Annotated in this window: 11 protein-coding genes; 3 read left to right on the forward strand and 8 right to left on the reverse strand. The window is 65.6% G+C overall.

What is annotated here, in order from left to right; translation table 11 throughout:
* Positions 1-167: 167 nt before the first annotated feature.
* The gene (locus tag ASJ79_RS12570; protein ID WP_067955576.1) at positions 168-1,115 is read right to left on the reverse strand and encodes a YafY family protein; all 948 of its coding nucleotides are present in this window, start codon (positions 1,113-1,115) and stop codon (positions 168-170) included.
* Positions 1,116-1,178: 63 nt separating this feature from the next.
* On the opposite strand from ASJ79_RS12570, the gene ASJ79_RS12575 reads away from it, so the two are divergent.
* From ASJ79_RS12575 to ASJ79_RS12585, 3 genes are all read left to right on the forward strand, one after another.
* Positions 1,179-1,823, forward strand: coding sequence for a TIGR03086 family metal-binding protein (locus ASJ79_RS12575; RefSeq protein WP_197420193.1), 645 nt, complete (start codon positions 1,179-1,181; stop codon positions 1,821-1,823).
* A gap of 941 nt (positions 1,824-2,764) precedes the next feature.
* Positions 2,765-2,971, forward strand: coding sequence for an antitoxin MazE family protein (locus ASJ79_RS12580; RefSeq protein ID WP_067955593.1), 207 nt, complete (start codon positions 2,765-2,767; stop codon positions 2,969-2,971).
* Positions 2,968-3,300, forward strand: a complete 333-nt coding sequence (locus ASJ79_RS12585) for a type II toxin-antitoxin system PemK/MazF family toxin (protein WP_067955579.1) — start codon at positions 2,968-2,970, stop codon at positions 3,298-3,300. Before ASJ79_RS12580 ends, ASJ79_RS12585 begins: the two co-directional genes overlap by 4 nt.
* Before the next feature lie 334 nt (positions 3,301-3,634).
* Here ASJ79_RS12585 and ASJ79_RS12590 read toward each other — a convergent pair whose 3' ends face one another.
* From ASJ79_RS12590 to ASJ79_RS33155, 7 genes are all read right to left on the reverse strand, one after another.
* Entirely contained in the window at positions 3,635-4,612 is a 978-nt protein-coding gene (locus ASJ79_RS12590) for an ABC transporter substrate-binding protein (RefSeq protein ID WP_067955582.1), read from the reverse strand.
* A 37-nt stretch (positions 4,613-4,649) separates the two neighbouring features.
* The gene (locus ASJ79_RS12595; protein WP_067955584.1) at positions 4,650-5,705 is read right to left on the reverse strand and encodes an ABC transporter permease; all 1,056 of its coding nucleotides are present in this window, start codon (positions 5,703-5,705) and stop codon (positions 4,650-4,652) included.
* Positions 5,702-6,484: an ATP-binding cassette domain-containing protein gene (locus ASJ79_RS12600; RefSeq protein WP_067955585.1), complete on the reverse strand. Its 783-nt coding sequence runs from the start codon at positions 6,482-6,484 to the stop codon at positions 5,702-5,704. The genes ASJ79_RS12595 and ASJ79_RS12600 overlap by 4 nt, the downstream gene beginning before the upstream one ends.
* Positions 6,481-6,774, reverse strand: a complete 294-nt coding sequence (locus ASJ79_RS12605) for a hypothetical protein (protein ID WP_067955588.1) — start codon at positions 6,772-6,774, stop codon at positions 6,481-6,483. The genes ASJ79_RS12600 and ASJ79_RS12605 overlap by 4 nt, the downstream gene beginning before the upstream one ends.
* On the reverse strand, positions 6,771-7,475 hold the full coding sequence (locus tag ASJ79_RS12610; protein ID WP_067955589.1) for a hypothetical protein: 705 nt from the start codon (positions 7,473-7,475) through the stop codon (positions 6,771-6,773). Before ASJ79_RS12610 ends, ASJ79_RS12605 begins: the two co-directional genes overlap by 4 nt.
* On the reverse strand, positions 7,472-8,323 hold the full coding sequence (locus ASJ79_RS12615; protein ID WP_067955591.1) for a BtpA/SgcQ family protein: 852 nt from the start codon (positions 8,321-8,323) through the stop codon (positions 7,472-7,474). Before ASJ79_RS12615 ends, ASJ79_RS12610 begins: the two co-directional genes overlap by 4 nt.
* 57 nt (positions 8,324-8,380) lie before the next feature.
* A partial coding sequence (locus tag ASJ79_RS33155) for a hypothetical protein (RefSeq protein ID WP_197420194.1) occupies positions 8,381-8,599 on the reverse strand: 219 nt, incomplete at its 5' end.

Consider the following 8,599-nt stretch of genomic DNA (forward strand, 5'->3'; position numbering starts at 1 on the left):
AAGCTCAGATCAACGGACACCCGCGGCCTCCCTCTATGTCGCAGCACCGAGCCATGACCGATACCGAGCGAACGATCGGTATTTCCTAAACATGCCATCGGCGGTCGCTGTCTGTCAAGCGCGTCGAGCCGTCTGCAGCGCGGAAGGGAAGGGGAGTGGCGCCCGGCTCAGCTGTACCGCGCTACCAGCGCACCGCCGATCGAAGCGAGGTGATCGCGCACGCCCTGCGGGCCCGTGACTTCGAGCCATTCGACGAGCCAGGCGAGTTCGCCTGCGAGGGTGTATTCGTCGCGGCCACGGATCACGGTCTCGATCCGGCCGTCAGGCGTGGAACCGCCAACTTCGAGGCGGCCACCGAGCACCGTCCGGAGCAGGCCGAGCCCGTCGGGAGCACACACGGCCCGTGCCTCGAGGGGAGTGCGCTTTCGATCGACCTCGTCCGCGATCTCGCGCCAGCTCTCGGCGAGGTCGAATCCCGGAGGCCGTTGGACGGGATCGTCGGTCAAGTCAACCGACGTGACACGGTCGATCCGGAAGGTCCGTCGACCGGCCTCCGTATTGGAGACCAGATACCAGGTCGGTCTCTTGGCGACGATGCCCAGCGGGTGCACGATCCGCTCGGTCTCCGAGCCTTTACGGTCGACGTAGCCGAGCCGTACCTGGACACCGCGGATCACCGCCTCCTGAAGTTCGTCGAGCAACCGGGGTGGTCGCGGATCGGGCTGGCTGGATCCCCAGTGTCGTGGATCGACGACGACTGATGTGGCGGCCGTCTCGGCCTGCTTTCGGAAGGGCTCGGGCAACGCGCGAACGAGTTTGCGCAGAGCGGCCTTCACGCTCGGGGTTGCCGTCGAGGCGGGTCCGGCTACCAGAAACAGCGCGCGGGCCTCGCTCGCGGTCAACCCGGAAAGGTCGGTGCGAGCGCCGCCCAAGAGGCGCCACCCGCCGCCTCGGCCCGGCATGGCGTACACGGGCAACCCGGCGCCGCTCAACGCTTCGAGGTCACGGCGGGCGGTGCGCTCAGAAACCTCCAACTCCACAGCGACTTCCGATGCAGTGACCTGCTCACGCTGTTGCAGTAGCAGGAGGACGGCGACTAGCCGGTCGGCTCGCATGCCACCACACTTCCACAACAAACTGGCCACAAGGTGACCGGTTTAGGTCGGCACAATGGCGCCATGATCACACCGACCAGTTCCACCACGGACCAGCTCAAGGATCCGCGGCCGATCCTTGACCGTGCCATCGCCACCGCCGGGGTCGTCATAGACGGTGTCCGGTCGGAGCAACTCACGGACCCGACGCCGTGCACAGACATGAACGTGCGAGAACTGCTCGCTCACCTCATCGGCGTGCTTGACCGAGTCGCTGCGCTCGGCAACGGTGAAGATCCCTTCGCCGTCATCGAGACCGCTGCCCCCGACGATCGGTGGCCCGATGCGTGGAGGGAGTCGGGGAGACGAGCCGCGGATGCCTGGAGCGACGACGCTGTGCTCGCACGACCCATGGCACTGCCGTGGATCGTAGGCAGCGGCGCCGAGGTGCTGGCGTCCTACTTCTCCGAGCTGACCGTCCACACGTGGGACCTTGCGACGGCGACCGGTCAACAGCCCGACTGGGACGACACGGTCGTCGCCGCGGCGCTGGAGGCGGCACACCAGATCCTCCCAGCCGAGAACCGCCGCGCTCTCTACGAGGAAGTCTCGGCCGCGAGGGGCCTCGACGAGGTCGGCGTCCCGTTCGCCGAGGCCGTCCCGATCCCCGACGACGCGCCCGCCATCGACCGCCTCGTCGCCTGGAACGGCCGGGATCCGCGCCGCTGATCCTGACGTGGAGCTCGACGTCGTGCGACCCGATGTTTACATTGCATTGGCCGAGCGTCATGAATGGGACGCCCTGGCTTGATCTGGCGAGGGACCGAGGGCGCACGTTATTGTCACGCCACAATCACCAGCGCCGGATCCCCTTCGGGAGTGGCGAGAAAGTCAGGTTGTATTGACTTTCGAACTCGCGATTCCGGGCCCCCGATAACCCACGGTGGACCCGCCCGTGATGGCAACCTCGTCCGCCGCGCCGGGGGATCACGGCCTTAAAAAATATTTGGACCACAACCGAAAACCGCGAGACTTACTGGTAGGTCGCCGTATTCGATTCGGTCGTATTGCTCGCCGCGAGGGCGGTGAAGATGGTTAGAGCTGACCCAGGGGCCGGCAGACGTTGGACAAGGCGTTCCAGTATTCGCCGGGCGCACAGTTGTCCGCCGGACGCGGCGTCTGGCAGGTGTTGGTGATCGGATCCCAGAATTGCCCGTTAATACAGTTCAGGGGCTGTGCCGAACCGATCCCGGCACCGAACAAAACGGCAGCAATGGGAGTGGCGGCAACAATGGCGATGGTCGAACGGACAGAACAATTTTGCATAGGTTGATCTTGCCCGACGACGTGGATCCCCGAGCCCGGTCAGTGCGAAATCACTCCCATCGCCACAGGTTGGGCTAGTCAGATTGACAAGGCATATACAAACTCGCGACAGGGGAGAACCGCGAGTTGGCCCGTCGGGCATTGTTCGGCCTCACTTGAATTGGCGGCTACATGGAACGGACGTCCGTGGTTCATAAGGGAACATGGCGACGCTCGTGCTGGTGAGCATCTCAGATGGGCCAGGCGAACCGTTGACCGGGAGCGGAAGCTGGATGCTTGTTTGCTGCCGGTCGATCTGACTATCCGGCTGCCATACTCCTCGTGTTACATGTAACATGTGGGGCATGTCCGTGAAGGAAAGGGTCGGCGAGTACCGACGACGGATGCGGGAGCGGGGCCTGCGGCCGCTGCAGGTCTGGGTGCCTGACGTGCGCACTGAGAGCTTTGCCGCCGAGGCGCATCGCCAAGCCTCGTTGGTTGCGCGAGCGGACGAAAGCGGCGATGACCAGGACTTCATCGAGGCCGTCTCGACGCCATGGGACGAGGAGTGAACCGAGGCGAGATCTGGACCGTAGCGGGTGGTGTCTACGCGACGAAACCGCGTCCGGCGGTGATCGTTCAGGATGACCTTTTCGATGCCACGAGTTCGGTGACGGTTGCGCCGATCACCAGCACGCTGCTGGATGCGCCGCTGATGCGCATTCGGATAGCCGGTGGAGACGGTCGGCTATCCGGACTTGACCACGATAGTGACGTGATGGTCGACAAACTCACTACCGTGAAAAGGTCGAACGTCCAGGCCCGGGTCGGTCGGCTGACGGCGGAGCAAGTCGTCGAGGTCGAGCGAGCAATGATGGCATTCCTCGGCCTTGCCCGATAGATGGACTCATTGGGCAGCAATGCAACGCAGCGCACGTTACTGGTAACCCTGCATATTCGATCCGTGCATGTTCTCCCCGGGTAGCACGCAGGCCAGGGCCCAGCTGCGGATCTTGAGGGCGGCCGTGCGTCGATATTGCGACGAGGTACGTAATCTTCTCCGCCTAAACGCGACTAGATGTACGACCAGGCGCAGATCAATGCCGAGCTGTGAGTGCAGGGCGCTCCAGCACACCTCGATGTCGCACCGTACGGGGCGTTGCTCAGGCGCCCCATCACGAGCACAGGCCCGCGCCCGCCTCAGCGGACGCGGGCCAGTGGCCTCGCGGGCAGGCTCAACAGTTCGCCTTGTACTCGTACTGGTCGGCCTTGTCGTTCTCACCTTCACGGATGGTGACCAGTTCGGTGGTGATCACCGGTTCCACCTCCTCGCCGTCGATGAGGCGCTTGAGCGTCTCCATCGCCACCTCACCTTCTTCGGTGGGGTTCTGGGCGATCAGCGCCTGGATCGAGCCGTTCTTCAGCGCGTTGACCTCAGCGGTGGCGGCGTCGTAGGCCACCACTTTGACCCGGCCGACGGCGTCCGCCTGTTGTAGGCCGGTAACCGTCCCGATGGCGCCCTGGTCGTTGGTGACGAAGATGGCCGCCAGATCCGGGTGCGCAGCGAGCGTCGCGGTGACGATCTGTGCGGCCTTCTGCGGATCATTGGACTGATACTGCGCGCCCAGGTACTGCAGACCGGGGTACTCCGCCAACTTCTCCTCGAAGCCCTGGGTGCGCTGGTCCTGCGCCGTCGACCCCGGCGGCTGGGTGATCACAAGCACCTTGCCCTGTCCCCCGGTCAGGCGGTTCACCTCGTCGGCGGCCATCCCGCCACCGGCGATGTTGTCGGTGATCACCTGGCTCTCCACCAGATCGGTGTCTGCCAGGGTCTGGTCGACGGTGATGAGTTTGGTTCCGCCACGGGTGAGTTGCTGCAGCGGCGGGATCAAGGCTTGAGCGTCGGTGGGCACCACCGCGGCCGCCGCCGGTCGCGCTGCCGTCACCGCGTTGACGATCGGAATCTGGGCGTCGGCGGCGAAAGCGTTGGCCGCGCTGACACTTAGGTTCAGGCCCAGTTCGGCGGCTTTGGCCTTGGCTCCGCAGGACACCGCTTCATAGAACGGGCTACCGCTGGAGCCCAGCACCAGCGCCACGTCGTTACCGGCCACCACGTCGCCACCACCGCTGTTGGTGGCTCCGCTGGTGCAGGCTGTCAGCGCGGCGGCCAACGCGGCGGCCGCACCTATGACGGCGGGAGTTTTCTTGGTCATGACGGTTTTCCTTCGGTTCGGGATGAGTCAGGTTGGGTCAAGATAGGTTTCGGGCTCGGCGCTTCAACTGGTCGATGTACACCGCGAGGATCAACACCGCACCCATCGCCACCGTCTGCCAGAACGGCGGGATGCCGGTGATGACAAAACCGTTCAGCAGCACGATCGGGATGAACACCCCGATGACGGTGCCCAGGATGGAGCCGATGCCACCGAAGAGGCTGGTACCGCCGAGCACCACCGCGGAGATGGTGGCCAGGTTGTCGGCGGTGTGACCGCCGATCGTGGTGGTGGAGAAGCGGGCCACCGACATGAATGCGGCCAACCCGGCCAGTGAGCCGGAGATCGCGTACACCTTGATGATCTGGGCCTTGAGCGGCACACCGGACCGGCGGGAGGCTTCCGAGCTCGAGCCGACGGCGAAGGTCCAGGTGCCGAACCTGGTGCGGTGCAACACAATACCTGCGACCAGCGCCACCGCCGCCGCGATGATCACCAGGACCGGCACGCCGGCCACCGCACCGTTGCCCACGGTGTCCACCAACAACTGCGGTACGGCGCGCACATCCTGGCCGTTGGTGATGATCTGCGCGGCGCCCAGCGCGATGCCCATGGTGCCGAGGGTGACGATGAGCGCCGGAATCTTCGCGTGTGCCACCAGGAATCCGTTGACGAGCCCGAAGAACAGCCCGGCCAGCACAGTGATCGCCAGGCCGATCGCGATGATGCCCCAGCCCGCGTTCGTGGTGCCATAGGTCGCCCCATCGGCATCGGAGAGCGCCAGCATCACCTTGGCGCCCACCACCGAGGAGAACACCAGCACCGACCCCACCGACAGATCGATGCCGGCGGTGATGATGACGTAGGTCTGTCCCACGGCCATTACCAGCAGGATCGCCGCGTCGATCGCCAGCGTGGACACGTTGTACCCGGTGGCGAACTTCTGGGGTTGGGTGATGGTGAAGAACCCTACGAGCGCGATCAGGAACAGCAGTACCCACCCGCCGCCGAGCCATCGGGTGATCCGGTCACCGAGCGAGTCCTTGGCCGCGGTCGGCACGACTGCGGTCGGCATGTCTGTGGTCGAGTTCATCGAACTTCCGCCTCGTCTTGGTCGTGATCGGTGGTACCGCTGGTCATTGCCGTGACCAGCCTCTCTACGGTGGCCTGACCGCGAACGAAGGTGGCCACCGAGGACCCCAACCGCAGCACCTCCACGCGGTCGGCGACGTCGACGACGTGGGTCATGTTGTGGGTGATCAACACCACCCCCAGCCCCTGGTCGGCCACCTGGCGGACCAGCCGCAACACCCGGTCGGTCTGCACCACACCCAGTGCGGCGGTGGGCTCGTCGAGGAAGATGACGTTGTTCGCCCACTTGGCGGCGCGGGCAATGGCCACCGATTGACGCTGGCCGCCCGAGAGTGAGGCCACCGACACCGTCGGGGACCGCAGAGTGACACCGAGTTTGGCGAACTGTTCGGCGGCCTGGGACCGCATTGTCTTGCGATCCAGCAGCCCGATCCGCCCGGCCAGCCCCGGTTTGAGGATCTCCCGGCCGAGGAAGAGGTTGTCCGCAGCGGTCAACTCGGGTGCCAGCGCCAGATCCTGGAACACGGTGGCAATCCCCAAGTTCTGCGCCGCCACCGGTGACGGAATCTGCACCTCGGTTCCCTTGACCCGGATCTCACCGCTGTCGGGCTTCTCCGCTCCCGAGAGCACCTTGACCAACGTCGACTTGCCCGCACCGTTGTCACCGACAAGAGCGCACACTTCGCCCGGGTAAACGGTCAGGTTGGCGTCTTCGAGTGCGGTGACCGAACCGTAGGTCTTGCCGATGTGGCGGGCGGTCAACAGGGGTTCGGCGCTCATGTCCGACGTCCCACGTTGTTGGAGAAGTCGAACCATTCGGCGTACCCTGCCGCCACCTTCGCCGTCCAGTGCTCGTACGCACTCTCATAGCTCGGGAAAGACCAGACCTGAGTGGTCGAGTAGTCACTCTGCCCGCGGATGAAATAGGTGCCGATCTTCTCGGCGCCTGCCTCCACAGCATCGGAATCGATTTTCTTCCAGCGTGTTTCGAGCTCACTGCGGGCGTCGTCGGCCAGCTCGTACCACGAGCTGCGGGGCAGGGCGTAGTGGATCCAGATGGTGTCGTTCACAGCGAAGCTCCCAAGACGTCGGCCATCGGGCGGCGACGACCGATGTAGTGCAAAGAGGTGGTGAATTTGAAGTCGGCGACCCGTTCGTGAGTCGCCATCGCATGGTCGAGCAGGGCCAGGTCGGGCACCTCCCAGATCCCCAGGTGGTGCCATCGGCTGGACACATCCAGGCGGTGCCGCCCGGCGATGGAGATGCCGGAGTTCACATCGGAGCTGAACGCCACGTCGCATTCGGCGTCGTACTCGAGACGCTCGGCCGGGGTGGCTCGCTGCCAGGCGTCGTTCCACTGCCACAAGGCGAAGAACGCCCACGGTGAGTCGGGGTTGCGCCCCGCCGTCGACGGCACCGGGGCGAACTCCCGCTTACCCACCTGCCACGAGGTGCGGAACATCCGCGCCCATCCCGCCCGTTCCAGCTGCTCGATTCCGGCGTACGCCGCCTCCAGGCCCGGCGCCTCGAGCACGCCGACGATGTCCACATCATGGGCGAAACCCGCGTCGTAGCAGGATGCTTCGTCACTGTCGGTGAACATCGCGTCCACCGACAGCCGCCAACCGTCGGCCCGCAGCCTGCGCAGGGTGTCCAGCAACGATGCCGGTGCGGGTTCCCCGCGGTGGCGACGGGCGGTGTAGAACACCACCGCACGGTCCTGCTGATCGAGGGCGAAGAGGTCGGTGGCGACCGTGACCTCGGTACTCACAGTTGATCCCGGAACTTCTGCGCCGCCGCCACCAAGGTGGCCACACGCTGCGGATCCACCGGGTTCCACCAGCGGCCGTCCACTTTCAGCCACTGGCCGACGATGGCGCCGTCGGCGACGTCGAACAGTGTGGGCAGCTGGTCCGGGTCCAGTCCGGATCCGACGATCACCGGGAGGTTGGTCCCGGCGCGCACCTGGTTGACCTCGGCCGGTTGGGTGGGCGAGCCGGTGCGGGTGCCGGTGGCGATCAGTACGTCGGCGTCGAACCATTCGGCGTCGGTGGCCTGCTCGGGGATGTCGCGGTCGGCGGTGATGGCGTGCGCCCCGAACTTGACGTGGACGTCGGCAAGGATGCGCACGTCCTCGGCGTCGATCGACTTGCGGTAACGCAATGCGGTGGGTGCCGGACCGTTGAGGAAACCTTCATTGGCCACATAGGCGTTGACCCACTGGTTGGCCCTGACCCAGCGCGCTCCGGTGGCCTTGGCCACCGCCAAGCCGGGGATGACACCGTTGGCCACGCAGGTCAGACCGATCGGCGTGGCCACCGCCGCGGTGATTTCCATGCAGGCCGCAGTCAGTGCGGCCACCGTCTCGGGACCGATGTCCTCGGGCCGCAGGAAGGGCATGTCGGAGGCATTCTCGACCATGATGCCGTCGATGCCGCCCTCGGACAGGGTGCGTGCGTCCTGGACGGCACGGCGGTAGATCTCCCGTACCGGCTCGCCCTGGTATCGCGGTGCCCCGGGGAGCGGGTTGAGGTGCACGACACCGATGATCGGCTTCGGGTTGTCGAACAGTTCACCCAGCGCACTCGGCCGGGGTGGGTGAACTTGGGGCGCGGTCATTGAGATCCTCTCTCGGTACTCGGTTTTCAACTGCTCGGTGCCAGCAAGGCCAGGACGTCATCGGGGGCTGGGTAACTCGACACGGCCCCGATTCGCCGGACCGACAGGCTGGCGGCGGCCACCGCGAGGCGCAGCGCCGCGGCCGACGTGGGCGACGACCAGGCTGGTCTGGATGGACGACATGTAGGACGGCGTGTTGAGGATCTGCTCGAAGTTGCCGGTGGTGAAGGACTCGGCGAGCGGGACGAACGGGCTGAGAATCTGGGTCAGCGACCG

This window comes from Mycobacterium sp. NAZ190054 (genome assembly GCF_001545925.1).
GTDB lineage: Bacteria > Actinomycetota > Actinomycetes > Mycobacteriales > Mycobacteriaceae > Mycobacterium.

Bases quoted from the DNA above. Each gene is read 5' to 3' on its own strand.
- ASJ79_RS12570 (WP_067955576.1), bottom strand. From the start codon at position 1,115: ATGCGAGCCGACCGGCTAGTCGCCGTCCTCCTGCTACTGCAACAGCGT.
- ASJ79_RS12575 (WP_197420193.1), top strand. From the start codon at position 1,179: ATGATCACACCGACCAGTTCCACCACGGACCAGCTCAAGGATCCGCGG.
- ASJ79_RS12580 (WP_067955593.1), top strand. From the start codon at position 2,765: ATGTCCGTGAAGGAAAGGGTCGGCGAGTACCGACGACGGATGCGGGAG.
- ASJ79_RS12590 (WP_067955582.1), bottom strand. From the start codon at position 4,612: ATGACCAAGAAAACTCCCGCCGTCATAGGTGCGGCCGCCGCGTTGGCC.
- ASJ79_RS12595 (WP_067955584.1), bottom strand. From the start codon at position 5,705: ATGAACTCGACCACAGACATGCCGACCGCAGTCGTGCCGACCGCGGCC.
- ASJ79_RS12600 (WP_067955585.1), bottom strand. From the start codon at position 6,484: ATGAGCGCCGAACCCCTGTTGACCGCCCGCCACATCGGCAAGACCTAC.
- ASJ79_RS12615 (WP_067955591.1), bottom strand. From the start codon at position 8,323: ATGACCGCGCCCCAAGTTCACCCACCCCGGCCGAGTGCGCTGGGTGAA.